The sequence below is a fragment of the Acinetobacter sp. 'aerobic (ED)' genome (assembly GCF_904886855.1).
Taxonomy (GTDB): domain Bacteria; phylum Pseudomonadota; class Gammaproteobacteria; order Pseudomonadales; family Moraxellaceae; genus Acinetobacter; species Acinetobacter courvalinii.
Genome location: NZ_CAJHGI010000010.1, coordinates 17,044 through 42,325 on the forward strand (window position 1 = coordinate 17,044; position 25,282 = coordinate 42,325).

The 25,282-nt window shown below is 42.5% G+C and carries 27 protein-coding genes; 7 read left to right on the forward strand and 20 right to left on the reverse strand.

What is annotated here, in order from left to right:
• Positions 1–15 precede the first annotated feature (15 nt).
• From tilS to ppx, 3 genes are read right to left on the reverse strand one after another with little or no spacing between them, the layout of a single operon-like run.
• A complete protein-coding gene (gene tilS, locus JO943_RS16890) occupies positions 16–1,269 on the reverse strand; it encodes a tRNA lysidine(34) synthetase TilS (protein WP_376746130.1) in 1,254 nt (417 codons plus the stop codon).
• Between the two features lie 56 nt (positions 1,270–1,325).
• Positions 1,326–2,150: an acetyl-CoA carboxylase carboxyltransferase subunit alpha gene (locus tag JO943_RS16895; protein ID WP_005228791.1), complete on the reverse strand. Its 825-nt coding sequence runs from the start codon at positions 2,148–2,150 to the stop codon at positions 1,326–1,328.
• A gap of 28 nt (positions 2,151–2,178) precedes the next feature.
• Entirely contained in the window at positions 2,179–3,699 is a 1,521-nt protein-coding gene (gene ppx / locus JO943_RS16900; protein ID WP_005228790.1) for an exopolyphosphatase, read from the reverse strand.
• Between the two features lie 273 nt (positions 3,700–3,972).
• Here ppx and trxA point away from each other — a divergent pair, with 273 nt between their 5' ends.
• The 3 genes from trxA (at position 3,973) to JO943_RS16915 (ending at position 6,524) form a co-directional block, all read left to right on the forward strand.
• Positions 3,973–4,299, forward strand: a complete 327-nt coding sequence (gene trxA, locus JO943_RS16905; protein ID WP_004774726.1) for a thioredoxin — start codon at positions 3,973–3,975, stop codon at positions 4,297–4,299.
• Positions 4,300–4,628: 329 nt separating this feature from the next.
• Positions 4,629–5,897 carry a transcription termination factor Rho gene (gene rho / locus JO943_RS16910; protein WP_004664227.1) on the forward strand — a complete coding sequence of 423 codons (1,269 nt, stop codon included), beginning with the start codon at positions 4,629–4,631 and terminating at the stop codon, positions 5,895–5,897.
• A gap of 387 nt (positions 5,898–6,284) precedes the next feature.
• Positions 6,285–6,524 carry a hypothetical protein gene (locus tag JO943_RS16915; RefSeq protein WP_005228789.1) on the forward strand — a complete coding sequence of 80 codons (240 nt, stop codon included), beginning with the start codon at positions 6,285–6,287 and terminating at the stop codon, positions 6,522–6,524.
• A 102-nt stretch (positions 6,525–6,626) separates the two neighbouring features.
• Here JO943_RS16915 and JO943_RS16920 read toward each other — a convergent pair whose 3' ends face one another.
• From JO943_RS16920 to pheS, 3 genes are all read right to left on the reverse strand, one after another.
• Positions 6,627–6,923 (reverse strand): integration host factor subunit alpha, encoded by a 297-nt coding sequence (locus JO943_RS16920; RefSeq protein ID WP_000126166.1) that lies wholly within the window; start codon positions 6,921–6,923, stop codon positions 6,627–6,629.
• Positions 6,920–9,301: a phenylalanine--tRNA ligase subunit beta gene (gene pheT, locus JO943_RS16925; protein ID WP_202741373.1), complete on the reverse strand. Its 2,382-nt coding sequence runs from the start codon at positions 9,299–9,301 to the stop codon at positions 6,920–6,922. The genes JO943_RS16920 and pheT overlap by 4 nt, the downstream gene beginning before the upstream one ends.
• Positions 9,302–9,374: 73 nt before the next feature.
• The gene (gene pheS, locus JO943_RS16930) at positions 9,375–10,355 is read right to left on the reverse strand and encodes a phenylalanine--tRNA ligase subunit alpha (protein WP_202741374.1); all 981 of its coding nucleotides are present in this window, start codon (positions 10,353–10,355) and stop codon (positions 9,375–9,377) included.
• A gap of 497 nt (positions 10,356–10,852) precedes the next feature.
• Here pheS and JO943_RS16935 point away from each other — a divergent pair, with 497 nt between their 5' ends.
• Positions 10,853–11,857, forward strand: a complete 1,005-nt coding sequence (locus tag JO943_RS16935) for a hypothetical protein (RefSeq protein WP_005228778.1) — start codon at positions 10,853–10,855, stop codon at positions 11,855–11,857.
• 51 nt (positions 11,858–11,908) lie between these two features.
• On the opposite strand, the gene JO943_RS16940 is transcribed toward JO943_RS16935, so the two are convergent.
• Positions 11,909–12,106 (reverse strand): hypothetical protein, encoded by a 198-nt coding sequence (locus JO943_RS16940; protein ID WP_005228775.1) that lies wholly within the window; start codon positions 12,104–12,106, stop codon positions 11,909–11,911.
• A gap of 106 nt (positions 12,107–12,212) precedes the next feature.
• Positions 12,213–12,590, reverse strand: a complete 378-nt coding sequence (locus tag JO943_RS16945) for a hypothetical protein (protein WP_202741375.1) — start codon at positions 12,588–12,590, stop codon at positions 12,213–12,215.
• A gap of 58 nt (positions 12,591–12,648) precedes the next feature.
• On the opposite strand from JO943_RS16945, the gene JO943_RS16950 reads away from it, so the two are divergent.
• Positions 12,649–13,824, forward strand: coding sequence for a hypothetical protein (locus tag JO943_RS16950; protein WP_202741376.1), 1,176 nt, complete (start codon positions 12,649–12,651; stop codon positions 13,822–13,824).
• Positions 13,825–13,963: 139 nt separating this feature from the next.
• Here JO943_RS16950 and rplT read toward each other — a convergent pair whose 3' ends face one another.
• Together rplT and rpmI are read right to left on the reverse strand one after the other, a co-directional pair.
• A complete protein-coding gene (gene rplT, locus JO943_RS16955) occupies positions 13,964–14,323 on the reverse strand; it encodes a 50S ribosomal protein L20 (protein ID WP_004655655.1) in 360 nt (119 codons plus the stop codon).
• Positions 14,324–14,334: 11 nt separating this feature from the next.
• On the reverse strand, positions 14,335–14,529 hold the full coding sequence (rpmI, locus tag JO943_RS16960) for a 50S ribosomal protein L35 (RefSeq protein WP_004637967.1): 195 nt from the start codon (positions 14,527–14,529) through the stop codon (positions 14,335–14,337).
• A 236-nt stretch (positions 14,530–14,765) separates the two neighbouring features.
• On the opposite strand from rpmI, the gene JO943_RS16965 reads away from it, so the two are divergent.
• On the forward strand, positions 14,766–16,019 hold the full coding sequence (locus JO943_RS16965) for an MFS transporter (protein ID WP_202741377.1): 1,254 nt from the start codon (positions 14,766–14,768) through the stop codon (positions 16,017–16,019).
• Between the two features lie 34 nt (positions 16,020–16,053).
• Here the strand turns inward: JO943_RS16965 and JO943_RS16970 are convergent, their stop codons facing one another.
• The 7 genes from JO943_RS16970 to thrS all read right to left on the reverse strand — a co-directional run bounded on the left by JO943_RS16970 (position 16,054) and on the right by thrS (position 21,657).
• Positions 16,054–16,479: a YqaA family protein gene (locus JO943_RS16970; protein ID WP_202741378.1), complete on the reverse strand. Its 426-nt coding sequence runs from the start codon at positions 16,477–16,479 to the stop codon at positions 16,054–16,056.
• A 63-nt stretch (positions 16,480–16,542) separates the two neighbouring features.
• Positions 16,543–17,394: an arylamine N-acetyltransferase family protein gene (locus tag JO943_RS16975; protein WP_202741379.1), complete on the reverse strand. Its 852-nt coding sequence runs from the start codon at positions 17,392–17,394 to the stop codon at positions 16,543–16,545.
• A 119-nt stretch (positions 17,395–17,513) separates the two neighbouring features.
• Positions 17,514–17,906, reverse strand: coding sequence for a hypothetical protein (locus JO943_RS18580; protein ID WP_227555852.1), 393 nt, complete (start codon positions 17,904–17,906; stop codon positions 17,514–17,516).
• A gap of 46 nt (positions 17,907–17,952) precedes the next feature.
• Complete coding sequence (locus tag JO943_RS16980) at positions 17,953–18,573, reverse strand: glutathione S-transferase N-terminal domain-containing protein (protein ID WP_005228758.1); 621 nt, start codon at positions 18,571–18,573, stop codon at positions 17,953–17,955.
• Between the two features lie 111 nt (positions 18,574–18,684).
• Positions 18,685–19,020 carry a hypothetical protein gene (locus tag JO943_RS16985; RefSeq protein WP_202741380.1) on the reverse strand — a complete coding sequence of 112 codons (336 nt, stop codon included), beginning with the start codon at positions 19,018–19,020 and terminating at the stop codon, positions 18,685–18,687.
• 157 nt (positions 19,021–19,177) lie between these two features.
• Positions 19,178–19,729 carry a translation initiation factor IF-3 gene (gene infC, locus JO943_RS16990; protein WP_079281829.1) on the reverse strand — a complete coding sequence of 184 codons (552 nt, stop codon included), beginning with the start codon at positions 19,727–19,729 and terminating at the stop codon, positions 19,178–19,180.
• Between the two features lie 5 nt (positions 19,730–19,734).
• Positions 19,735–21,657 (reverse strand): threonine--tRNA ligase, encoded by a 1,923-nt coding sequence (thrS, locus tag JO943_RS16995; RefSeq protein WP_005228756.1) that lies wholly within the window; start codon positions 21,655–21,657, stop codon positions 19,735–19,737.
• A gap of 264 nt (positions 21,658–21,921) precedes the next feature.
• Here thrS and JO943_RS17000 point away from each other — a divergent pair, with 264 nt between their 5' ends.
• Entirely contained in the window at positions 21,922–23,565 is a 1,644-nt protein-coding gene (locus tag JO943_RS17000) for an acyl-CoA synthetase (RefSeq protein ID WP_005228755.1), read from the forward strand.
• Positions 23,566–23,619: 54 nt separating this feature from the next.
• Here JO943_RS17000 and yjgA read toward each other — a convergent pair whose 3' ends face one another.
• From yjgA to rapZ, 3 genes are read right to left on the reverse strand one after another with little or no spacing between them, the layout of a single operon-like run.
• Entirely contained in the window at positions 23,620–24,153 is a 534-nt protein-coding gene (gene yjgA, locus JO943_RS17005) for a ribosome biogenesis factor YjgA (protein ID WP_005228754.1), read from the reverse strand.
• A gap of 2 nt (positions 24,154–24,155) precedes the next feature.
• Positions 24,156–24,425, reverse strand: coding sequence for an HPr family phosphocarrier protein (locus tag JO943_RS17010; RefSeq protein WP_004804467.1), 270 nt, complete (start codon positions 24,423–24,425; stop codon positions 24,156–24,158).
• A complete protein-coding gene (gene rapZ / locus JO943_RS17015) occupies positions 24,422–25,273 on the reverse strand; it encodes an RNase adapter RapZ (RefSeq protein ID WP_005228753.1) in 852 nt (283 codons plus the stop codon). The genes JO943_RS17010 and rapZ overlap by 4 nt, the downstream gene beginning before the upstream one ends.
• Positions 25,274–25,282 lie beyond the last annotated feature (9 nt).

The following is a 25,282-nucleotide window of genomic DNA, read 5'->3' on the forward strand; positions in this document are numbered from 1 at the left end:
GTCCTACTCGTCATATCAAAAAGACTGCTGAAAACTACAGTCAGAAATTAAACTTGGTTGCCAACCACCTTGCTCTACATACTCAGATTGCGCCAACCAAAAACCTTTTGGGCTAAAAACCCCAAGCATAACATTATCCACGACTAATATTTGAATTGTATGACGTAACCAAGGCAAAATCTGTGCTTCCTGAATGGCTTTTTTCAGAGGCCAATGTCCAACACGCCCATAAAGATGGATTTTTTCTCCACCCTGACGTTTAAGCAAGCTCAACTCCCGCCCTAACAGTTGTGTAGAAAGCCCTATTGTCTGGGATTGGATTTTAAATTGCCCTGCTGCGACCTCGACAGTTTGCCCAATTGCATAGTGTTGTAGTATGACATTGGCAACCGACTTCTGCTGTTGTGCATACAGCTCATCATGGCTTAAACGATATAATTTTTTCTGATAGCGCACATAATAATGCGGGTGAATATGCAAGCTTGCCTGTGCATCCGCTTTGGCCAGAATGACCTCATTTTGCAGGCGCTGCACCATAGCGTAACTTGGTCGATATTGATCTGTGCCTTTAATCCAGGTAGATAAAAGCTGCCGTTGCCGCGCAGTTGAGAGCTGAGCCAGTTGGATTAAATCGAGTTCACGATCTGTTGCGCAATCTTGCCAGTCTTGTTGCAACACATCATTGAGGATTTCCGCTGCATCTTGCATCAGATAACTGCTGCGTGCCACAGCGGCCTGCATTTTAGGGAAGCGCTGTTCGAGCATCGGCCATAATTGTTCCCGACACCATGCCCGATCATAATGGGTATCGTGATTGGTTGGATCAGTAACATAGTCCAAGGCCAGTTGTTGTGACCACTGCTCAATCTGTTCCCGACTCAAATCCAAGAATGGTCGCCAGATGGTCATATCCTGACGGATATCAAGCTGTTGCATGGCAGCGAGCCCAGTGACTCCCGCTCCAGAAAATAAACGCAATAACAGCGTTTCAGCCTGATCTTGCTGATGGTGGGCTAAAACAAGAATTTCGTTGGACTGTAAATGCTGCTGATAAGCTTGATAACGGGCCTGTCGCGCCTGCTGCTCGAGATTGCCAGTTTCAACCGTGACTTTTTGCAGAATAGAGGGAATATTAAGTGCTTCAGCTTGTTGTTGGACGAACATTCCCCAGCCAGCACTTAACGTTTGCAGCTGGTGATCGACATAAATGGCACGAACTCGATGTGGAAATATTTCAGCCATCAGATACAGCAACAGCATGGAATCCATGCCGCCGCTACACCCGATCAGGAATCGGGTTTGTTCAGAAAAATGCTGTGTTTGTGCTAAGACGCGATGCCTAAATTGCTGCTGCCAAACTTCATTAAACGTTGATAACGTGCGTCGCATCGTTCCTGGGCATCCATCGGTTGCAATTCATCTAGTGCTTGTTTTAACACATCTTTCAAATCATGCATGACTTTTTCAGGTTGCAAATGTGCACCCTCACCTTCATCCACCACATATTCCACAATACCCAAAGCTTTGAGCTTGTCTGCGGTTAAAGCCAGTGCCTCACTTGCTTGCGCCGCTTTGTCAGCAGTTTTCCACAAAATAGAGGCACAACCTTCTGGTGAAATCACGGAATAAATACTGTGCGACAGCATAATCACACGATCAGCCACACCAATACCCAATGCCCCACCTGAACCGCCTTCACCTAGTACAGTGGCAATGACAGGAACTTTTAAGCTTGAAAGTTGCGCCAAGCTGGTTGCAATCGCTTCAGCCTGACCACGTTCTTCTGCCCCAACACCCGGATAAGCACCCATGGTATCCACAAAAGTAAAGACAGGTAAATTGAAACGCTCAGCCATATCCAATAAACGCTGTGATTTACGATAGCCTTCCGGGTTACACATACCGAAGTTGTGTTGTAACTTTTCACGGGTACTGCGACCACGATGTTGACCCACTACCATCACGGGCTGTCCGTCAAAACGTGCCAGGCCACCAATCATGGCACCGTCATCACCAAATAAACGGTCACCATGAAGTGCATCAAATTCAGTAAAGATTTCACTGACATAATCTAGAAATTGCGGACGTTCAGGATGTCGTGCAATTTGAACCGTAGCCCAAGCCTTGGACTGAGTCGCTTTATTTTTCATAAGTCAAGAATGGTCCATAATAATATGGTTAATCAACAAATTTGTCTGACTGAATATTTAACTCAATGTCCCAATGCTTGAACTGCACTTGTTCATCATGCAGGTCAGCAACCAATAAAGGCCATTGTTTAGCATCGCCAGATACGCTTAGTTGCCATTGTTGATCATTTACAACACTGAGTTCAATGGCAGGAAGCATCTGATCACTACGACTATGGTTCAGCAAAACCGCCAGACGCAGTAATAAACAGAGATCAAGTAAATGACTGCCACCGACCTTTAAAACGTCATTTTTTGCATCTGCGCGCAACTTGCGACGGTGATGTGAAACCAGATGAGACAAATGGTTTTGATCAATTTGCGAGAAACCAGGGATGTCGGAATGCTGCAATAAATAAGCACCATGACGATGATAACCGCCATGACTAATCGCCAGACCAATTTCATGCAAATAAGCGGCACGACGCAGTAAGTCACTGTCTTCAGTAGTTAAATTCAGCGCTTGTGCTACGCCATCAAACAATTGCTGAGCCGTATTAACGACACGCTCGGCCTGTTTCGGATCGGCATTGTAACGGCCCATCAAGGCTTGCACACTGCGGTCACGAATGTCTTCATGTTTGAAACGTCCAAGTAAGTCATACATGACCCCTTCACGTAACGCACCGTCAGAATATGCCAATTTATCGATATCTAAAACTTCAAAAATGGCGAATAAAATTGCAAGACCAGCTGGCAAAACTGCTCGACGATCTTCACGCAGACCTTCAAAATCAATTTCAGAGATATGTTTAAATTTCAGTAACCGGTCTTTTAACTTATACAGGCCATCACGGGTCAGGTTTTCCTGTTCGTCGCTCAACCCAAGATTAACTGCAATCTGACGACAGGCCTTGATCGTTCCACTCGAACCAACAACCGTATCCCAACCGACAGATTTGTAAGTGTTGGCAATGCCTGACATCTCTTTACGCGCTGCAACAACCGCCTTGTCAAATGCCTTGTTGGTAATCTCGCCGTCAGCGAAATAGGTTTTGCTATAGGCCACACATCCCATCTGTAAAGATTCGGTATGCAGTGGCTCAAACTCTTCGCCGATAATAAATTCTGTTGATCCACCACCAATGTCCACCACCAGACGGCGACCGCCATTGGCCATGGTATGCGAAACACCTAGGTAAATCAGGCGTGCTTCTTCTCGACCGGCAATGATTTCAATCGGTTTGGGTAAAATTTCAGCTGCTTTCTGGATAAATTCATGACCATTCTTCGCCTGTCTTAAGGCATTGGTCGCTACAATTCTTAAACGGTTCGGTTGTACCGAACTCAAACGCCCGACAAAACGGGCTAAACATGCCAGTCCGCGTTGTTGTGCTGCTTCTGTTAAATTCTTGTTTTCATCCAGTCCGGCGGCTAACTGAACTTTTTCTGACATTGAAGCGACTTTTTTAACCTCGCCATGATCAACACGAGCAATCGCTAGATGGAAACTGTTCGATCCCATATCAATCGCAGCAAGTAATTCTTCATCAATCAGAAAATCAGACATTATTCATATAAACCCATGCTCAATTCACGCATTAGAGTAATTCACATGCTTACAATTTTAAAGTCATTTTCATCAATAAAAGTGAGCTATTTATGCTTTTCATGCCTAAATCATTGTAGAAGTCGATGATCAACATCGTGAGCATCCATTAGACTTTTCATTTTCAAACTTGAATAATCGGAACAAACCCTTACATTGAATAAAGCGGCAATGTAATATTCATCGTGATGATGTTTAAATTCGCACTTTATTTCTTAAATTTGGAGCAACCTTATGTCTGCGACTATTGTTAATACTACTGATGAAAACTTCCAAGCAGATGTTTTAGATGCTGAAACGCCTGTACTTGTAGATTTCTGGGCTGGCTGGTGTGCACCATGTAAAGCAATTGCCCCTGTTCTTGAAGAACTTTCAAACGAATACGCGGGTAAAGTGAAAATCGTTAAAGTTGATGTGACTTCATGCGAAGACACTGCGGTGAAATATAATATCCGTAATATTCCAGCATTATTGATGTTTAAAGATGGTGAAGTTGTTGCTCAACAGGTTGGCGCAGCACCACGTTCAAAACTTGCAGCATTTATTGACCAAAACATCTAATAAGACTGTTGAATTGTCAGTACTGGAAATACACGCTCAACTGAATCGTGTATTTCCAGTTAAAAATTGACAAATCCCCTGATTTCATCTATATTTCTGGATCAAGAAGCTTTGAATGGAATCTACTTCATTGCGCTTCTTACAAGACACAAAACATAAGATCGCCGCTCGGCAATAAACAATTGTTTTCACATTTCTCTCTGAAACAATGAACCAGACTACTGAATTGTGGTTGTGTAAATACAATTACATCAGCATGTATGTATGCGGTCGATTTTTATTCTTTCCCTAACGTAGTCCTCCACTTATTCCATTCTGTCTGACCACTTATGAACTTAACTGAACTCAAGAAAAAACCCATTGGCGAACTCATTAAGATTGCGGAGTTTATGGGCCTTGAAGGCATGGCACGTAACCGTAAACAAGATATTATTTTTGCCATTTTAAAGCGCCATGCCATGAATGGCGAAGAAATCTTTGGTGATGGTGTTCTCGAAATTCTTTCTGATGGTTTTGGCTTCCTACGCTCTGCGGCTGGTTCATATTTAGCTGGACCAGATGACATCTATGTCAGTCCATCACAAATCCGTCGCTTTAACTTACGTACCGGTGACACCATTACCGGTACAATTCGTCCACCGAAAGAAGGTGAACGTTATTTTGCCCTATTAAAAGTTAACCAGATTAACTACGATACCCCTGAAAATTCGCGCAACAAGATTTTATTTGAAAACTTGACCCCACTTTTCCCGACCGAACAACTGATTATGGAACTCGGGAATGGTACAACTGAAGACTTAACTGCCCGTGTAGTCGATCTGGTTGCCCCGATTGGTAAAGGTCAACGTTCAATCATTGTGGCACCGCCGAAAGCGGGTAAAACAATGTTATTGCAAAATATCGCGCAATCCATTGTCCGTAACAACCCGGAAGTGTTCTTGATCGTGCTTCTGATTGACGAACGTCCGGAAGAAGTAACCGAGATGGAACGTACTGTTCGTGGTGAAGTTGTGGCATCAACCTTCGATGAAGCCCCTGCCCGCCATGTGCAAGTCGCCGAAATGGTGATTGAAAAGGCCAAGCGTCTGGTTGAGCACAAGAAAGATGTAGTGATTCTGCTCGATTCGATTACCCGTCTTGCCCGTGCCTACAACACCGTGATTCCATCCTCAGGTAAGGTATTAACTGGTGGTGTGGATGCGCATGCTTTAGAACGTCCAAAACGTTTCTTTGGTGCGGCACGTAATATTGAAGAAGGTGGTTCACTCACCATTATCTCAACTGCGTTGATTGAAACTGGCAGTAAGATGGATGACGTGATCTACGAAGAATTCAAAGGTACAGGTAACCAGGAAATCACGCTTGATCGTCGTATTGCAGAGAAACGTGTATTCCCGGCAATGAACATCAAGAAATCAGGTACTCGCCGTGAAGAACGCCTCATGAGCGAAGAAAATCTGCGTAAAGTCTGGATTCTGCGTAAACTCCTACACCCAATGGATGAGCTTGCGGCCATGGAATTCTTACTGGATCGTATGAAAGAAACCAAAACCAATGATGATTTCTTCGATCAGATGAAAAGAAAAGCCTCGACCTAAAGTCGAATAAAAAGCTACCTCAATGGTAGCTTTTTTTATTTGGTTGACAAACTTACATAACATTTACATTTTTTTAAAAAAGTTACTAAAAACACTATTCTATTGATTTATTTATATATTTATAAAATAACTTATTTAATTTCCGCAACTTACCGATTTAAAATTTATAATCCATAGTTATTTTCTATCAAAAAACAGCCAAATTTTGCCCATTTTTGTCGTTTTGTTGGACAGAACAGTAGTAATTCATGAATTGCTTTGATAGGATAGCCTCAGACCAGTTAGGCTGCTCCCTGCGTTGTTACCTAAAGCGTTTAGGAATAATAAAAGCACAAACAGACTAACTTAAGGTTTTTTTTAATCTCACAATTTTATGAGAGTGATGCCATGTTATTCAAAAAATTCGCTGTTGTTGCTGCTATTGCTACTACTTTAGCTTTCGTTGGTTGCTCTAAGAAAGAAGAAGCTCCAGCTGCTGACGCTAACGCTGCTGCTTCTGAAGCTGTAGCTGCTGCTTCTGAAGCAACTGTTGCTGCTTCTGAAGCGACTACTGCTGCTGTTGAAGCAACTGCTGCTTCTGAAGCTGCTCCAGCTGCTGCTTCTGCTCCAGCTTCTGCTGCACAATAATCTAGTTTTAGATTATCGAAAAAAAGAGAACCTATCGGTTCTCTTTTTTTTATGCCTAAATATTTTAAAGTTCAAACAAAATACAAAGATAAAAAAAGCAGATCAATCGATCTGCTCATTTCCAACACGTTGTCTAAATTTTTGACCCGCTCGGAACGTTACTACACGACGGGCAGAAATCGGAATTTCTTCACCCGTCTTAGGATTACGTCCTGGACGTTCACGTTTGTCACGCAACTCAAAATTACCGAACCCAGAAAGTTTGACCTGCTCACCCGCAATCAATGCCTGGCTGATTTCGTCAAAAAATAACTCGACCATTTGTTTTGCTTCGCGGCGATTTAAGCTAGTCAGCTCACTTAAATGGTCCGCCATATCTGCTTTTGTTAATGCTGTCATGAGGCCCTCAATGTCGCTTGGTAAGTGTCTTCCAACACTTGAATAATGTTATCCATACCAGATTTAATTTCAGCATCTTCAAGCGTACGAGTTGGATGTTGCCATAACACTGCAAAAGCGAGAGAGCGTTTGCCTTGTTCAACTCCTTGCCCCGTATACACATCGAACAACCATGTCGAGTCGAGTAACTCTCCACCAGTTTGCTCAATTAACCGCTGAATATCTCTTACCTCAATATTATCAGAGATTAAAAGCGCAATATCACGTCTAACCGATGGAAAACGTGATAATTCTGTAAAATTAGATACATAAGATTGCAAAACAGCCTGCTGATCCAGTTCTGCCACCCAAGTTGTGCCCAAATCGAGTTCACTTTCCAGTGATGGATGCAAACGACCGAGATATCCAATCGATTGACCAGCGACTAAAATTTCCGCAGACTGCCCTGGATGTAACCATGCACGTTCACTACGGGCAAACTCAACAGCAATACGGCCTGCTGCCAGAATCTCTTCAACCTCACCTTTAAAGTCAAAGAAATCTATGGCCTGAGGTTTGGCGTGCCAGGATTCAGGCGTACGTGGACCAACCGCAATCAAGGCCAACGTCGGGATCTGTTTAAGATCATGAATACTTTGGGCATTCTGATAGTCAAAACGCAAACCTAACTCAAAGAAACGTACACGTGGCTGTTGACGGTTTAGGTTGTACTGTACACAAGGAATCAGACTCGATAGCAAGGTACTGCGCATTGCAGCCAGATCACTTGAAATCGGGTTTGCCAGCATCAATGGCTGTACCGCTGGATTCAGCTGTTTTTCCAGTTTTGCATCGGCAAAGCTAAAGCTGATCGCTTCTTGATAGCCCAATGTTGCAATCGTTTGACGTAATTGCGCAATTTCAAAACGGTCTTGATATTTCTCTAACTTGACATCAATTTTTGGCAAACTGATTTGAATATTGTCATAACCATCAATACGTACCACTTCTTCAATCAAGTCTTGATAAATCGCCATATCATAACGATGCGAAGGTGGGACAACACTCCACTCACCTTCAGCGATTGCGGTCACCACACAACCCAAGCGTGTTAATGCATCAGCAATAAAATCACCCGCTACTTGATATCCAAGTAACTGATCAACTTGCGCCTGTTGCAATACAATCGCTTCACGTTTTGGCAATAAAGCCGCTTGCTCAGCAATCGTGATCGGGCCAAATTCACCGCCAGCAAAGGCCTGAATCAATTCAGAAGCACGGTGCATGGCAATCATTGGCAGTTCAAAATCAACCCCACGTTCATAACGTTGAGATGAATCGGTATGCAAGCCAAAACGACGTGCACGGCCAGCAATCGCTAACGGCGCAAAGAAAGCGCTTTCAAGGAAGATATCTTGCGTATCATCGGTTACCGATGAGTCCAGACCGCCCATGATACCGGCAATGGCCAAGGCTTTCTGATCATCAGCAATCACCATGATGTCATCTTGTAGCTCAACTTCCTGATCATTGAGCAACATCAATTTTTCTTTAGGCTGCGCTTGACGGACCTGGATTGAACCTTCGATTTTCGCCAGATCAAAAGCATGCATCGGTTGACCTAACTCAAGTAATACGTAGTTAGTAATATCCACCAGAATGCTATGCGTACGGATACCTGAACGCGCTAGTGCTTGTTCCATCCAGTCTGGTGTTGCCGCTTTGACATTGACATTTTTAACAATACGACCCAAATAACGTGGCGTACCCTCAGTCGTGATCGTCACTGCTTTTTCATCAGTGATGGTTGCAGCAACTGACTGAATTTCAGGCTCATTCATCTTTAACTGATTGATGACTGCAATTTCACGTGCAATACCACGGATACTGAAACAGTCACCACGGTTTGGGGTAATACTGATATCAATCACATTGTCATCAAGTTTTAAATATTCACGGATATTGATCCCCACTGGCGCATCAGCAGGTAATTCCAATAAACCGTCAATCTTGTCTTCTAAATCAATTTCAGAAGCACCGCATAACATGCCATGTGATTCAACACCACGCAGTTTGCCTTTTTTAATTTTAAAATCACCTGGCAATACCGCCCCAACAGTGGCAACAGGCGCTTTCATGCCCACGCGGACATTCGGTGCACCACAAACGATTTGTAATGGCTCACCTGAACCAATATTCACCGTGGTCACACGTAAACGATCTGCATCTGGATGCTGTTCAACTGTGAGTACCTCACCCACAACCACACCAGTAAAGGGTTTCGCCACAGGTGCCAAATCATCCACTTCCAGACCAAGCATAGTTAACTGATCAGACAATGTATCGCTATCAATTGCTGGATTGACCCAGGTGCGTAACCAATTTTCACTAATTTTCATTTTATTAAAAACCTATAAATCTACTTTTGTTCCCCCTCCTTTTAGGAGAGGTTAGGGAGAGGTCCAAATCTGTCTAGGCAAACTGGCGTAAGAAACGCACATCATTTTGATAGAACATACGCAAATCATTGATGCCATAACGCAACATTGCAAAACGCTCCACCCCTAAACCAAAGGCAAAACCTTTGTATTTATCAGGATCAATGCCTGCAGCACGGAGTACATTTGGATGTACCATGCCACAACCTAAAACCTCTAACCAACGACCACGCTCATCCATGATATCCACTTCGGCACTTGGCTCTGTGAATGGGAAATAAGACGGACGGAAACGTACTTTCAAATCTTTTTCAAAGAATTCATTAAGCAAGTTAATTAACAAACCTTTTAACTCGGCAAAGCTAGTGTTCTCTGCAACATATAAACCTTCGATCTGATGGAACATCGGCGAATGGGTTTGATCCGAGTCACAACGGTAAACACGGCCTGGACACACAATACGAATCGGTGGCTGACTGGTTTCCATGATACGAATCTGCACACCCGATGTATGGGTACGCAGCAAATGTGTTGCGTCGAAATAGAAGGTATCGTGCATGGCACGTGCCGGGTGATGCCCAGGAATATTTAAGGCTTCGAAGTTGTGATAGTCATCTTCAACCTCAGGACCATGTGCAACTTGGAAACCGGCTTTGGTAAAGAACTGGCAAATACGCTCCTGAACCTGAGTAACAGGGTGAATACTACCCATGCGCTGACCGCGGCCTGGCAAGGTAATATCAATGGTTTCACTTGCCAGTTTCTTTGCAAGTTCCGCTTGTTGTAATGACTGTTGACGCTCGGTCAAAGCGCTATTGATTGCTTCACGAACAGCATGGATGGCAGCACCTTGTACTTTTCGTTGTTCAGGATCCATCTTTCCAAGTGCTTTCGACTGCTCTGCAAGCTGGCTTTTTTTCCCTGTAAATTGCACACGTACTTGGTCGAGTGCAGCAAGGTCTTGAGCCGCTGCAATGGCAGCAAGCGCTTCAGTGGTCAGGGCTTCCAGTGACATAGTAACTCTCAAAGCAACAAAATATAGAAATATAAGAAAACGCTATAGTTTATCAGCTTTTCATCCATTTTATGAAGCAAAACCCAGCTTTAAATCTTCTGTTTTTTTGTGCAGCAAGTTGAGGATAAAAGCACAGGAGAATGAAACAGGTTGATTAATTTTTGAAAAAAATGATCAATAATTGAATAAAATGGATAAGATACTAGGGTCTATTGACATTTCAACCATGCCTTGCGTTATCGGCTAAAACGACATAAACAAGGCATGAAACGCAGACAATGGCAAACCCCTTGTCAAGTTTCATAACACAGTTTAGGGAAGTTTTAGCCATAACCCTATGGGACAGGGACATTTTTTGCCGCTACTGCGTTATATCTTATTTATTTAGAATGACTAAATTACATAAGACATGCCTTGTAGCATCAAAAAAATGTCCACTGTCGCAAGCATCTGTGAAATATCAATAAACCCTAATTCGTCAATGAGAAAGAATAACGATGGCGCTCGATCAAATCTGGAAACAGCAACTTGCCCTTGTCACCTATGGCAATGAATACCTTGCAGGAAATCTCAATTTCAATCGCTGGATTGAACATCCGGTTTTTGCTCAGAATCGCCTGATCTTCAGAGATTTACTGTCACAGCATCTACTGGCTCAACATTTCCAGATCTGGCTTGAAGGCTTAAAAAAACAAGGCGTGAAAAAGCTGAGTCTACATTTATCTAGCCTGCTCAATGACGAACAGAATCCAAATGCCAATGTTGAACTGCTTCCCTTCACACATTTTATCGTAAGCCATCAAGCCAACAAAAAAACGGCCTGGATCTGTGGACATGAACTGGCGGAATGGGACAATAGCGACAGTGAATTTCAAACACCCGCCTCTCAGCAATCAACGCTACGTCAAGAAGATCTTTGGCGTTACCAGCTAAATGATAAGTTCGCCAAGAAAATCGATGCAGATCTCAAAAAAGTCAACTGGAATGAAGTTGCTATTTTTCTGGAAAGAGAATTATTTAATAGCAAATATGCGGACAACTTTATAGAACCTGAACAGCAGGACCTTCCTTTCTACGGTTATGCAGTCGATCCAGACGACCTTTCTAGTCAGCAACTGGCCTTGATCCCGACCGACTATCCAGCAGATTGTGCACACCGCTTATTGCACCGCACCCAGGCATTGGTAGAGCATTTGGAACAGCAAAAGAAGCACCCTTACACTACAGCTGGTGAATTGCTAAGCCCCGAAGAGCAAATTAATGTGCGCAACTTTTTGCAAAAAGCGGATGACCTATTTGCCAAATTGATTGTGAAAACCGCCAATCATTATCAAAGCGCTCAATTGACAGCGGAAGAACCCGAAATCATCGACCGGACCATGGAAATTCCACAACGACTTAACAATACCCAGCAACATCACAAAGTTGGTGCTTCAGGTGTGATCAAATTGATTCTACTCACCCTTATCATCTGCGTGTGTGCGTATTATTTTGGCTTATAGCGATAGATTAAATAAAAAAACCTAGATCACTTGATCTAGGTTTTTATCAATTTAAAAAGTTGGCCTGATTTTGATAACAACTTTATGCCCGCCATCATGCTGATTGACAATATGATGGATATTTTCAATTTCGCCCTCTACTTCCGCATCAGGACCATAGAAGATCCGGATAGTTTCACCTTTTCTAGGCAAAATACTTAATTCTGTTTCAATCGCGCCTTGTTCTAAACCTTCTACACTCACTCGCATACTTTTTATCCCGATCTTGTTTTCTTTACTGTAAAAAGATTCAGGGAGAAAAGTCTATTGCAACATGTTTGGGTTATGTAATCTTGAATTAAATCAAAAGATTGATTTAATCATCATAATCCAGCTCCTCTTCATCCACATTGATAAAATCGGATTCAGGTGTTTGTTCAAATTGCACGGCAAGAATATGGCTATGTCTCAATAAACTTGCTTTGGCAACACGATGCATGCCATCCATGACCCGACCTTCGGCACATAAAATAATGGGATAACTCAGATCAGCGTCTTGAACCAATTGAAAATGTTCTATGATTTGCTGTGTCGTCGGAAATTGATCTGGAAACCAATAGGCTTCGTTGAGTTCTCGAATATCAGCAAGTGTAACTTTCTTGATCACAAAAGTTTTGGTTAGCTCAACCAGATGATGTACATCCCAAATATAAGTATCATGACCCACTTGTCTAAAGTGATATTGTTTTCTCATGCGTTTTTGTTCAATCTATCTATTATTTACAATGATTATAATAGGAAGAACAGCATAGATGTATTTACCAAGAATATACCGTCAAATCGCGTTAGTCAGTTATGGAAACGAATTTTTAACAGGAGGTGTAGATTCCGAACTTTTAGACCGCCACCCCTTACTCTTTACTCACTTTCCTATTTTAAGAAATATTGATCAGGGTAATTTACTCGCAGGCTCTGCCTCACATTTTTTAAGTTATCTTAAACGTCTAGGCCTAGAGAAAATCAGTTTACATTCAACCTCAATAATTGCGAATTATCTCGGAGAATCAGAACTTTTTAATTTCTTTCAAGCTGAGGATGAGTTTTGCATTATTTGCCATTTTTCCCAGCAACAATTGAAAGTGCTCCTACCTTGTGAAGAAAAACCATCTTGGCAAAGCTACGACAACGATGGATATCCATTGTATTCAGACTATAATAATTATCACGATAGTGTTGAAAATTATGTATTGAAAGATCTTCCTGTAGAGGTTGTATCTTATATTACTGAAGACTTAAAACCGATCTCTTGGCAAAGCTTTTTCAATGAATACCAAGAAAAAATTTATAATTTTGCTGTAGCCCAACGCTTTGGTAGCTACCCTATTCCTTTAACTGATAATAATTGTTATGAAGGTGACATGTATAGACTAGAAGAACAGTTTCCAGTTTTGCCTTATAACCTCAAAAAAAATTATGCCAGTATTCTCATGCTCAACGCTGCTCGTTTAAAAAATCAGTTGGATAATGAATCCCATATTAAAAATGATAATGGTGATTACTGGCAAATGACTGAAAATGAAAGATTAGAATTTGACACTGTGCGTAATATACTCGACGAATTCCATGTACTTATCCTAAAATACGCTGCCAATCAATATCAGAGCTCCAACATCAATAATCATCAAGAACAACTCACTGCTTTTAAATTCACTCCAAAAACCCAAAACTCAGCCGATTTCTCCCCTATCACAACTCCACTTACCGAACATGAAACGACCTCACCTATCGAACCGCAACCACACTTTCGTTGGTTAGGGATCGTGAAATTTTTATGGTCAATGTTATGGTGTTATTGTGCTTTATGGACCTTAGCTTATTTTGCAGTTCATTGGGGCAATCTTTTTATTCTGATTCTTGCACTGTTTTATGCAATCTATAAAGTACTTAAAAACTTAGCTGACAAAGAAGCCCATAATAGTAGCTCCTAAATTATTAAACTTCCATCAATCACTCAAACGCTTATAGGAGGAATAGAAGCAAACTCCTGTCTCTAGTGATTGATAGAAGTGAAAAGTTATAAATATAAAAAAGACCGCTAAAAAGCGGCCTTCTTTTGAATCTCTAAGCTTATGCAGCTAATGCGCCTTTAGCTTTTTCAGCTAAAGCAGCAAATGCGATTGCATCATGCATAGCGATGTCAGCTAATACGCGACGGTCGATGATCACTTGAGCTTTTTTCAAGCCATCGATCATACGGCTGTAAGACAAACCGTTTTGACGAGCACCAGCATTGATACGCGCAATCCATAAAGCACGGAATTGACGTTTCTTTTGACGGCGGTCACGGTATGCGTATTGACCAGCTTTGATTACCGCTTGGAACGCTACGCGATAAACGCGTGAACGAGCACCATAGTAACCTTTAGCGCGAGCAAGAATTTTTTTGTGACGACGATGAGCCACTACACCACGTTTTACACGAGCCATTTATAATCTCCTTAGATGTATGGGCACATAGCACGAACTGATGCAACGTCACTTACGTGAACCATTACACAACCGCGCAATTGACGGATACGCTTAGCAGATTTTTTGGTCAAAATGTGGCGCTTGAATGCTTGTTTGCGCTTGAAACCGTTTGCAGTCGCTTTAAAGCGTTTAGCTGCACCACGGCGAGTTTTTAACTTAGCCATAGTAACCTCTTTTGGGCACCTGTTCGGCACGTTTGCACGATTGCAAATCGACCTGCAGGTAAGGAAGGCAGTATGATATAGCATCTATCGCTAAAACAAAAGTAAAATGCTCATTTTTTGATAGAAATAGAGATGTTTTCCGCAAACGTTATTTTCCATAATTAATTCTCAAATTATGAGAAACATACACAAAATCAGCGCCTATAATAGAATCAAATTCTTAAACACCCATCCATATGAATATACAGAATGATGCTTTTGCCGCCTTGCGGTATCGGGATTTCTCTATCGTGACTGTTAATCAGTTCTGCTTGACACTGGCTATCCTGATTCAGGAAATCATCGTTGCCTATTCACTGTATCAGATTACCCGTGATCCGCTTACGCTCGGCTTTATTGGTCTGGCAGAGGCAATCCCTTTCATTACCCTGTCTTTATGGGGCGGTTATTTTGCAGATAAACTGAATAAACAGAGCATCATGAAAGTCTGTTTGTTCTTTTCTATCCCCCTGCCGTTGGTACTTTGGGCACTGTTCCATTTACATGGTTTAGAAAAAATTGGCACTACCACACTCTCTTGGGGCATTTATGCCGTCATTTTCGCCTTGGGTACCATTCGCGGCTTTTACAATCCCTCCGCAACTTCACTCAAGCCTTTTCTGATTCCACGTGACCTGTATGCCAATGGTGCAACCTGGACCACGATTGGCTGGCAAAGCGGGGTCATTATTGGCCCCATGCTCGGTGGGTTTATGCTGGCTTTTTTAGGTCGTGAAACCAGTCTGTTTGCGGTATCCGCATTATTGGCGGTTTGCTTCATTTTAATTAACTGTCTAGCGAAGCGAACTTTTCCGAAAATGGAAACCGAGAATGTGCTACAAAGCCTGACCGATGGTTTCCGTTTTATCTGGAAAACCAAGATTGTGTTATGGGCCATCTCACTGGATCTGATCTCGGTACTATTTGGCGGTGTGATTGCGCTATTGCCGATTTTTGCGGAAGAGATTTTAAAAGTTGGCCCCGAAGGCTTAGGCTACTTACGTGCGGCACCTTCTATCGGTGCACTGATTACCATGATTGTACTGACCAAGTTCCCGCCAATGCACCATGCCTGGCGCAATATGCTGTTAGCCGTCGCTGGCTTTGGTATTTTTACCATTCTGTTCGCCTTCTCCAACAATATGTGGCTGTCACTCTTTGCCCTTGCCATGACCGGTGCCTGTGACAGTGTTTCGGTGGTGGTTCGTCAAACCGTGCTGCAAATCTTTCCTCCTGAAAATATGCGAGGTCGCGTCGCTGCTGTGAATGGGATGTTCGTTTCTTCAAGCAATGAGCTGGGCGCATTTGAATCCGGTCTGGCAGCCAAATATCTCGGTACCATCACCGCCACCATTTTTGGCGGTTGTATGACCCTTGCCGTGGTGAGTTATTGCTGGTTTAAAACCAGTGACTTATTCAAGGTCGATATTACCAAAGGTTCAGATCAATAGAGCTGAGAGGAAGCATTTGTCTTCCTCCTTATTTTTAAAAGATGCCAACATACAAAGCATATAAAGTTAAATAACGCCCACCTTTGGCGATTGTGACAATCAAGAAGAATCGCCAAAGGTTCTCTTTCATCAAGCCTGCAATCAGGGTAATCGGGTCGCCAATCACAGGTGTCCAACTCAGCAACAGCGAATAGAAACCATATTTATGATAAATCTGCTGGGCTTGTTTTAAACGCTGCTCAGAAACAGGAAACCACTTTTTATCTTTAAAGTGTTCGATTTTCAGGCCAAGCCACCAGTTCACACAGGAACCCAATACATTACCAATGGTCGCAACCAAGATCAGATAAAACGGATTAGATAAACCTTGTACCAGTAAGGTCATTAGTACCGCTTCAGACTGTAGGGGTAATAACGTCGCGGCACCAAAAGCCGAGAGAAATAGTAAAAAATAAGACATCAATTTAAAGGGATCACACAATATCAATTAAAGCATAGCAGCCTATATCACTATAAGCTGAAATTATTGAGTCAGTGCCAGTTTTTGCCAGGTAGCCTGTAATTGCTCATCACTGATATTCATTTGAAAAACGGTCTTAATGGTGCATTCAAATTCATCAAAATTGCTTAACTGTTTTTTATTAGAATCCCCTTTGCCATGCATTTTTAAGACCCGATCTTTTAACGTGACCCGCATTTCGCTATTGGCAGTCGATAACATTAGGTGCTGAGTAAACAAGGAGTCTGGTGAGGTCGAAATGTAGTAGTTTGCGACCTGTGTATCAGCATGTGCAATCTGCTGTTCGGGGTTAATTGCATAGACATTGACCCATTGATCATGAATACAGACTTGCAGCATATATTTCATTTCTGTCAGTACAGTCGTATCCAAACCACTCTGGGCAACTTCAACAAACCTAAAAGGCTCTAATGGTGTCTGCTGTGTTTCGCCGATTTGGTCAAGCGTTAAAACCATCGTTGGTGTCATACCACCAAACCCGGGATCATATAAAAACAATTGCTGATCAATATGCACCAATGTGACCAAATGAGTCCGTACTGGCGTACGAGTAGGTGTGCCTTGGTAATAAACCCGTCCTAACACGTTATAAGCCTCATATCCCAGTTCGGTTAACGCAATTCTGGTTAAGGTACTGTGCTCTAGACAATACCCCCCTTGATCATTTCTCAATAACTTCTGAGCAAGTTGATCAGATTCCAATAAAACCTCTCCACCCAAAAAAGAAGAAAAATTAGCAAAAGGAATTTTCTGCACATGCAGACTCAATAAGGTGTTTAGATGAGCCAAAGTAGGTGAAAAATCACCTTCAAAACCAAGCTTTCTTAAATAATCCGCTGAAATTGTTGATTGCATAATCTTTATTTTTGATGAGTTTAGATCATCGTAACTTGATCGTGCCAAGACAAGATGAAAAATTACACAATTATAAAAGAGTCCTGCTTATAGCAATAAGAAGATAATTACGCCAACGATTAATGCTTAGTTTTCACTGTTCTAGATCGAATCAAGAAATGTAAGATGGAAAGGAGAAAGGGAAAAAGAAATAAGAGCCAGAATGTAAGATCAGAACTTACAATCTTCTGATATAGACTCAGTTGTAACGCCGTATTTGAAACTGCGGCCAAATCCATATAAACCTGATGGTCAAGATAACTGCATAAAACTAATGAGAGGCTTAAAAACCCAGTAAAAAACCACGTGCTCAAATATGAGTTTCTGGTCTCAAGCTGTAGCCAAGAAAAAAGTGTAGCAAAGAAAAGCCCTAGAATGGTAATGAAAGCAAATACTAAACCGGCTAAATGACTTTCTGAATAAAGCATTTGCAACTGAGCGCAAAGGATTGCTGTCACTAGCAACAATCCCATCGCAATGATCCAATGTTTTAAATAGTACTGCTGTCCAGCCAATAGCTCATCCCACCTTGATCGACAAGGCTTTCTGTATCGCAGGGCGGGCGGTTAAGCGTTCAATATAATCTTTTACATACGGATAATCTTCAAGTTGAATGCCCTGCCATTCATAACGTAATGCCCAAGGCAAGATCGCCATATCTGCAATGGAATATTCACCAGCCACGAACTTCTGTCCAATCAACTGCTTGTTTAAGACATTGTAAAGACGTTTGGTTTCATTTACATAACGGTCAATCGCATAGGGAATTTTTTCAGCCGCAAACTTATTGAAATGATGATTCTGTCCCAGCATTGGCCCAAAGCCACCCATTTGCCACATCAACCATTGTTCAACTTCAACCCGTTCCTGCTCGTCAGTTGGATAAAATAATCCAGTTTTTCTACCTAAATACTGCAAGATCGCACCCGACTCAAATACGGAAATCGGTTCGCCACGTGGGCCATTTTGGTCAACAATTGCAGGGATTTTATTATTTGGAGAGATTCTCAGAAAATCTGGCTGAAACTGGTCGTTTTCAAGAATATTGATGGGAAAAATTTGATATTCCAGCTGCATTTCTTCTAAGGCAATTGTTATTTTATGTCCATTGGGCGTACCCCAGTAGTATAAGTCAATCATTTATGTTGTCCTGTTTGATCGTTATCTTGACTGTTGTTGCGTTATAGCACACTTGGCTTATCTTGATCAGCACATAAGCACGAAAAGAAACAATCGTGCCGTGTTTTAAAGCTAACGATCAGACAATTCGTTTTGCTTTTGCTGGAATTCCCGAGCCCTTTCACCAACAAATTTTCTCCCCGCATTTGTGCCATTAATCCACTCTTCTACCGAAAACAGATCGAACATACCGACTTTAAATAACGTTGGGACCGCCAAGGCCAGCTCTTCTTCAATCGCCCCACGCACACCTGCATTATAAAGATTGATATTGTGTAGCATGGTTGCCACGGTACCTGTCTGGACACGGCTACCATCTTTCAGCTTCACTTGTGGCAGAACCTCTCCCCCCTGTACCACTTTTTGATTAACTTCCGAGAGTTCTTGAGTACCTTTAATTGTAGACATGAATTTTTCCAGTTTTTATATCGTGTAATTATCAAGCAATCTTATCATATCCTGTTTTTACGCCGGGGAATGAGACTAAGCAGATTTTTAACAAACCATTGCCGATTCAGACATAAAAAAGCACCGCCTGTTGCGGTGCTTTTTTATCAAGAAAAAATTACTTTTTCTTTTTCGGACCAAGTAACATGCCCATCTGACGGCCTTCCATCTTCGGCGCTTGTTCAACAACACCAAACTCAGCAACGTCAGCTTCAATTTTTTGTAATTGAGCCAAACCAAGCTGTTGATGTGCCATCTCACGACCACGGAAACGCAAGGTAATTTTCACTTTGTTTCCTTCTTCAAGGAAACGTAAAATTGCACGCAATTTTACCTGATAATCACCTACATCCGTCGCAGGACGTAACTTGATTTCTTTCACTTGCACTTGATGCTGTTTTTTCTTCGCATCTTTTTGCTTTTGTTTCAAGTCAAATAAGTGCTTGTTGTAGTCCATGATTTTACAAACAGGCGGTTCTGCATTAGCAACAATCTCAACAAGGTCAAGATTGGCTTCTTCTGCAGCACGCAATGCTTCATTTAATGAAACAACACCTTTTTGCTCCCCATCTGCAGCGACGAGGCGTACTTCTTTCGCACGGATCTCATCGTTGATTGCAGGACGGTTACTTTTAGCACCTTGTTGTTGGTTACGGTCAGGCTGTTTAATCTTTATTACTCCACAATGTACCGGCCACGTTCGGCAACGGCAGATTTCACTAAGTCAATAAATGCATCTACTGACATAGTACCTAAATTTTTTCCTGAGCGAGTACGCACATTAACTGTACCTTCTTCAACTTCTCGGTCACCAAGAACTAGAAGGTAAGGAATACGCTCTAGGGTACGCTCACGAATCTTAAATCCGATTTTTTCATTTCTCAAGTCGGAAATAGCACGAAGGCCATTTTCTTTGAGTTTTGCGACCACCTGTTCACTTGCTTCTGCTTGTGAATCAGTAATGTTCATGACACACGCTTGAATTGGTGTAAGCCACGGTGGCATGAAACCCGCATAGTGTTCAATTAGTATACCAATAAAACGCTCGAAACTGCCAAGAATTGCACGATGCAGCATCACAGGTTGGTCACGCTCATTGTCTTCTGTCACATAAGAAGCATCTAAACGGATCGGCAAGTTGAAGTCACATTGAATGGTACCGCACTGCCAAATACGGCCTAAGCAGTCTTTCAATGAAAATTCAATTTTCGGACCATAGAACGCACCTTCACCAGGTTGCAAGTCCCATGCCAAGCCAGCATCATCAAGCGCATCTGCCAAAGATTTTTCTGCCAGATCCCAAAGTGCATCATCACCCACACGTTTTTCTGGACGTGTAGAGAGCTTCATTTGTACGTCTTCAAAACCGAAGTCTTTATAAACGTCTAAAGTCAGCTTAATAAAATCTGCAACTTCTTTACCAATCTGTTCTTTGGTACAGAAAATATGGGCATCATCTTGGGTAAAGCCACGAACACGCATAATACCGTGTAAAGAACCTGATGGCTCGTTACGGTGACAAGAACCAAACTCAGCTAAACGGATTGGTAAATCACGGTAAGATTTCAATCCCTGGTTAAAGACCTGTACGTGACATGGGCAGTTCATTGGCTTAACTGCATAGTTACGACTTTCCGAATGAGTCGTAAACATGTTTTCAGCGTAGTTTGCCGCATGACCAGACTTTTCCCAAAGCGTAAAATCTACGATTTGCGGTGTCTTGATTTCCTGATAACCATTGTCTTGCTGAACTTTACGCATGTATTGTTCAAGGACTTGATAAATGGTCCAGCCGTTCGGATGCCAGAACACCATACCTGGTGCTTCTTCTTGCATATGGAACAAATCTAGCGCTTTACCAATTTTACGGTGATCACGCTTTTCAGCTTCTTCAATACGTTTGATATAAGCCGCTAACTGTTTTTTGTCAGCCCATGCTGTACCGTAAATACGTTGTAATTGTTCATTTTTCGCATCACCACGCCAGTATGCACCAGAGATTTTAGTGAGCTTGAATGATTTTAAGAATTTGGTATTCGGTACGTGTGGACCACGGCACATATCTAAATAATCTTGATGGTAGTACAAGCCCATTTGAGTTTCATTCGGCATGTCTGCAATCAAGCGTAACTTATATTCTTCGCCACGTGCTGTGAATTCTGCAATCACATCTTCACGCGGTGTCATCTTTTTAACAACGTCATAATCCTGATCGATGAGCTTTTTCATGCGCTCTTCGATTGCTGCCATATCATCCAGGGTAAATGGACGTGGCATCCAGATGTCGTAGTAGAAACCCTCTTCGATCACAGGACCGATCACCATTTTCGCTTCCGGGAACAACTGCTTAACCGCATGTCCGACCAAATGCGCACAAGAGTGACGAATGATTTCTAAACCCTCTTCATCTTTCGGGGTAATAATCTGAACTGTCGCATCTTCTGTGATTAAATCACAAGCATCCACCAAGCGATCATTGATACGGCCAGCAACTGTATTTTTTGCAAGACCCGGACCAATGCTCTGAGCAAGTTCCATCACGGAAATTGGCTGATCAAACTGTTTCTGATCACCATTTGGTAAAGTAATGATTGGCATATAAAAAATCCTTAAGGAGTGATGCCCTATACGAAGGAGCATATCACCGCGAGATTATGTATTGAGGCGAGGCCTCAAAAGATAAAAAACGGCGGATAAAAAAGTATCCAAGATTTTACACGGGTTTAGCTGTGGATGAAACCTTTGGACCAGAAAAACCCGATATCTCTTACGATTCCCCTCCGACTAAAGCCTAAATGATTTAGACTCGATGACAGAATAGTTTAGTCAATAATGAAAACAACATAAAATGGAGCAATACACATGGTCAGTGCATACGACGAATTACCACGAACAGCTGCCAATTTTGTAGCCCTGTCCCCGTTACGTTATTTAGAACGTGCAGCTTATATTTACCCACGTCAAGCTGCAATTATTCATGGCGACCGTCAAATCACATGGCAACACACCTATCAACGCTGCCGCCAGTTTGCACATCAACTGGCAAAACTGGGAATTCAAAAAAACGATACTGTGTCCGTGTTGCTGCCCAATATTCCTGCCATGATCGAAGCACATTTTGCCGTGCCAATGGCGGGTGCCGTACTCAATACCTTAAATACCCGCCTTGATGCCAAAACCATTGCCTTTATGCTGGAACATGCTGAATCCAAGGTACTTCTGGTTGATCCTGAATTTCGTAAAGTCGCGGCAGAAGCACTTAAACTGGTGCCGCAAGAAATCGTGGTGGTTGATGTATTTGATTCCGAGTTTGAAGGCGAGCAGATTGCCATCGGACAATATGAATATGAGTCATGGCTTGCTCAAGGAAATCCTGAATTTGAATGGTTACTGCCGCAAGATGAATGGGATGCGATCAGTCTCAACTATACCTCAGGCACCACTGGCAATCCTAAAGGCGTGGTCTATCATCACCGTGGTGCTTACCTGAATGCAGCCAGCAACATTCTGGCCTGCGGCATGAAACCGCGTGCAGTCTATTTATGGACCCTGCCGCTGTTTCATTGCAATGGCTGGTGCTTTGCCTGGTCTATCGCGGCCAGTGGCGGGACCAATATCTGTCTGCGTCGCGTTGATCCTGTCCTGATTTTTAAATATATTGCGCAATATAAAGTTGATTACTTCTGTGGCGCACCAATTGTACTGTCCATGCTGATTAATGCTCCCTCAGAACAGCGAACTTCATTTGATCATCATGTCGAAGTCATGGTGGCTGGCGCTGCTCCACCCGTGGCGATTATTGAAGGGATGCATCATCTCGGCATCAATGTAAATCACGTTTATGGTCTGACTGAAACCTATGGTCCTTCGGCCTTATGTGCCTCACAGGCAGGCTGGAATGATTTATCCATTCAGGAACAGGCACAACTGCATTCACGTCAAGGCGTGCCGTATCCCTTACAGGACAGTATGCGGGTACTTGATCCAGAAACCATGCAACCGGTTCCCAATGATGGACAAACCATGGGTGAAATCATGTTCCGTGGCAATATTGTCATGAAAGGCTATTTAAAAAATCCCGAAGCCACGCAGGAAGCCTTTAAAGACGGCTGGTTCCATACCGGAGATCTGGCGGTGAGCCATCCCGATGGTTATGCCAAGATCACAGATCGCTCAAAAGATATTATTATTTCAGGCGGAGAGAATATTTCATCGCTCGAAGTGGAAGATGTACTCTACCGCCACCCTGCTGTATTGACTGCTGCAGTCGTGGCAAAACCGGATCAACGCTGGCAGGAAGTGCCTTGTGCCTTTATTGAACTCAAACAGGGAGCAACCGCAACCCCTGAAGAGATTATTGCGCATTGTCAGCAACAACTGGCCCGCTTTAAAGTTCCAAAAGATCTGGTGATCGCCGAGATTCCAAAAACCTCGACCGGAAAATTGCAGAAATTTATTTTAAGGGAATGGGCCAAACAACGAGCCACTGGCGAATTCGGAAATTAATACAGCAGATAAAAAAAAGAAGTTTCCGGGGAAACTTCTTTTTTATTTTAAACCTTACTGCTCAGATAACAGCGCGACCTGTTGAACATAATTGACGAACTTACGTTTCGAGGCTTCAAGCTCTTCTTCACTGACTTGCTGCTTGATATCACGATGAATACGTAATACATGCTGACGCAAGGTATGGCGTTCAGAAGCGTTAAATACTTTACTAAACTCATTAATAATTGGGTCGCCCTGATCAATCATACGATCAACCCAACGCATCAATTGCATTTGTTTTTTAGCGCCCTGTTGCGGTGTAAGATAAGATAAAATTGTGCTCTCATCTTCATTACGCAATAACTTACCAACGCGTTGGAACTGACGACGACGCGCTTCAAATGAGCTAATTTTCTGCACTTCAAGCAAGGCATCAATTAAACGCTCATCGACAGGAAGTTTTTGAATCTGCTTTGGATTCAGTTGAGCCAACTGCTCACCCAAAGCGGCCATGCGCTGAACTGCCTTTTTTTGCTCAGTTCGACTCGCACGCCCTTCTAATGACTCAAAATCTTCATCTGTATAACGTTGGGGACCACGTGCCACTATTACTCTGCCTCGTAAAATTTTGCTGCGAACAGCGTTTGAATTTCTTCCAGTGCCTTGTCTTCATCAGCACCCTCAATCACCAGTCTTAATGTGGTGCCTTTACCTGCACCCAACATCAACAATGACATAATATTTTTTGCATCAACTAACTTATCGCCCTTACCAATCTGAATAGAAGAACGAAATTTTGTCGTCACTTCAATCAGTTTACCAGATGCGCGAGCGTGTAAGCCGAGTTTATTAATTACATCAATTGTTGTGTCTATCATGACCAGTGCTTCATTTCTCTATGTAAGATTTGGACAGCCCATTTTGCCTCAAGGGCCTGTTTGAGTCTATCCACGATATAAACCGAACGATGCTGCCCGCCCGTACATCCCACGGAAATGGTCATGTAATGGCGATGTCCTTCAGCAAAAGCGGGTAACCACTTATCAAGAAAGCCATAAATATCTTCAAACATTTCATTGGTTTGTTGACTGCCTTCTAAAAAGCGGCGCACAGGTTCATCTAAACCTGAAAAACGGCGTAATTCTAAGTCCCAATGTGGATTTGGTAAATGGCGTACGTCAAATACATAATCCGCATCGAGTGGAATACCGTGCTTATAGCCAAAAGACTGTAAAATTACAATTAAGTTATCCGACTGCCCTAGTTTAGACAATAGGATATGTTTTAAATCATGGACACTTTTATCCGTGGTATCAATATGGACGGTAGAACGAAACTGGATCGGAATCAGCAGTTGCTTCTCTTCCTGAATACATTGCAACAGGCTATTGAAGCGGCTAGCCAACGGATGCGGTCGACGTGATGCACTAAAACGTGCAATCAAATCCTGATCCTGTGTGGTCAGATAAATAATATCCACCGAACCATGGCGTTGTAATTGCTCAAACACATGATCGAACTCTTGCATATCGGCACGGGTACTGCGGATGTCTACGCCCAGTGCCAACTGTTCAAGATTATTCTCGTGATCCAGTTTCGCCACAATTTCAGGCAATAATGCCAAAGGTAAGTTATCTATACAATAATAGCCCAAGTCTTCAAGCACTTGTAATGCAGATGATTTGCCTGAGCCTGATTGTCCTGTCACGATAAGAATACGCTTCATGGCATTTTG

What these genes read in the sequence shown, in the direction of transcription:
- tilS (WP_376746130.1), bottom strand. Translation starts at nt 1,269, where the DNA reads ATGGATTCCATGCTGTTGCTGTATCTGATGGCTGAAATATTTCCACAT.
- JO943_RS16895 (WP_005228791.1), bottom strand. Translation starts at nt 2,150, where the DNA reads ATGAAAAATAAAGCGACTCAGTCCAAGGCTTGGGCTACGGTTCAAATT.
- ppx (WP_005228790.1), bottom strand. Translation starts at nt 3,699, where the DNA reads ATGTCTGATTTTCTGATTGATGAAGAATTACTTGCTGCGATTGATATG.
- trxA (WP_004774726.1), top strand. Translation starts at nt 3,973, where the DNA reads ATGTCTGCGACTATTGTTAATACTACTGATGAAAACTTCCAAGCAGAT.
- rho (WP_004664227.1), top strand. Translation starts at nt 4,629, where the DNA reads ATGAACTTAACTGAACTCAAGAAAAAACCCATTGGCGAACTCATTAAG.
- JO943_RS16915 (WP_005228789.1), top strand. Translation starts at nt 6,285, where the DNA reads ATGTTATTCAAAAAATTCGCTGTTGTTGCTGCTATTGCTACTACTTTA.
- JO943_RS16920 (WP_000126166.1), bottom strand. Translation starts at nt 6,923, where the DNA reads ATGACAGCATTAACAAAAGCAGATATGGCGGACCATTTAAGTGAGCTG.
- pheT (WP_202741373.1), bottom strand. Translation starts at nt 9,301, where the DNA reads ATGAAAATTAGTGAAAATTGGTTACGCACCTGGGTCAATCCAGCAATT.
- pheS (WP_202741374.1), bottom strand. Translation starts at nt 10,355, where the DNA reads ATGTCACTGGAAGCCCTGACCACTGAAGCGCTTGCTGCCATTGCAGCG.
- JO943_RS16935 (WP_005228778.1), top strand. Translation starts at nt 10,853, where the DNA reads ATGGCGCTCGATCAAATCTGGAAACAGCAACTTGCCCTTGTCACCTAT.
- JO943_RS16940 (WP_005228775.1), bottom strand. Translation starts at nt 12,106, where the DNA reads ATGCGAGTGAGTGTAGAAGGTTTAGAACAAGGCGCGATTGAAACAGAA.
- JO943_RS16945 (WP_202741375.1), bottom strand. Translation starts at nt 12,590, where the DNA reads ATGAGAAAACAATATCACTTTAGACAAGTGGGTCATGATACTTATATT.
- JO943_RS16950 (WP_202741376.1), top strand. Translation starts at nt 12,649, where the DNA reads ATGTATTTACCAAGAATATACCGTCAAATCGCGTTAGTCAGTTATGGA.
- rplT (WP_004655655.1), bottom strand. Translation starts at nt 14,323, where the DNA reads ATGGCTCGTGTAAAACGTGGTGTAGTGGCTCATCGTCGTCACAAAAAA.
- rpmI (WP_004637967.1), bottom strand. Translation starts at nt 14,529, where the DNA reads ATGGCTAAGTTAAAAACTCGCCGTGGTGCAGCTAAACGCTTTAAAGCG.
- JO943_RS16965 (WP_202741377.1), top strand. Translation starts at nt 14,766, where the DNA reads ATGAATATACAGAATGATGCTTTTGCCGCCTTGCGGTATCGGGATTTC.
- JO943_RS16970 (WP_202741378.1), bottom strand. Translation starts at nt 16,479, where the DNA reads ATGTCTTATTTTTTACTATTTCTCTCGGCTTTTGGTGCCGCGACGTTA.
- JO943_RS16975 (WP_202741379.1), bottom strand. Translation starts at nt 17,394, where the DNA reads ATGCAATCAACAATTTCAGCGGATTATTTAAGAAAGCTTGGTTTTGAA.
- JO943_RS18580 (WP_227555852.1), bottom strand. Translation starts at nt 17,906, where the DNA reads ATGGGATTGTTGCTAGTGACAGCAATCCTTTGCGCTCAGTTGCAAATG.
- JO943_RS16980 (WP_005228758.1), bottom strand. Translation starts at nt 18,573, where the DNA reads ATGATTGACTTATACTACTGGGGTACGCCCAATGGACATAAAATAACA.
- JO943_RS16985 (WP_202741380.1), bottom strand. Translation starts at nt 19,020, where the DNA reads ATGTCTACAATTAAAGGTACTCAAGAACTCTCGGAAGTTAATCAAAAA.
- thrS (WP_005228756.1), bottom strand. Translation starts at nt 21,657, where the DNA reads ATGCCAATCATTACTTTACCAAATGGTGATCAGAAACAGTTTGATCAG.
- JO943_RS17000 (WP_005228755.1), top strand. Translation starts at nt 21,922, where the DNA reads ATGGTCAGTGCATACGACGAATTACCACGAACAGCTGCCAATTTTGTA.
- JO943_RS17010 (WP_004804467.1), bottom strand. Translation starts at nt 24,425, where the DNA reads ATGATAGACACAACAATTGATGTAATTAATAAACTCGGCTTACACGCT.
- rapZ (WP_005228753.1), bottom strand. Translation starts at nt 25,273, where the DNA reads ATGAAGCGTATTCTTATCGTGACAGGACAATCAGGCTCAGGCAAATCA.